This is a genomic window from Pseudomonas sp. HY13-MNA-CIBAN-0226 (assembly GCF_040310305.1).
Classification (GTDB): domain Bacteria; phylum Pseudomonadota; class Gammaproteobacteria; order Pseudomonadales; family Pseudomonadaceae; genus Aquipseudomonas; species Aquipseudomonas gregormendelii.
In genome coordinates this window covers 1-241 of record NZ_JBEOPS010000574.1, presented here as the reverse complement: position 1 = coordinate 241, position 241 = coordinate 1, and the positions used below count along the sequence as shown (strand labels likewise).

Sequence of the window (241 nt, the reverse complement as noted above, 5' to 3'; positions counted from 1 at the left end):
GCCCTGGAGACGTTCCGCTGGCACCACACTGCCACGGTCACCGGCGCCCAGTACCAGCAACTCAGCGACCAGCACCGCCTGATCGCCGACGTCGTCGCCTTCAAGGGCCCGCACATCAACCACCTCACCCCACGCACCCTGGACATCGACCAGGTGCAGGTCGCCATGCCCGGCAAAGGCATCACCCCCAAAGCCGTGATCGAAGGCCCACCCCGGCGCCAGTGCCCGATCCTGCTGCGCC

At 68.5% G+C, this 241-nt stretch carries 1 protein-coding gene; it reads left to right on the top strand.

What is annotated here, in order from left to right:
* On the top strand, positions 1 to 241 hold a 241-nt coding region (locus tag AAEZ05_RS29970), incomplete at both ends, for a 2-oxoadipate dioxygenase/decarboxylase family protein (protein ID WP_350650292.1).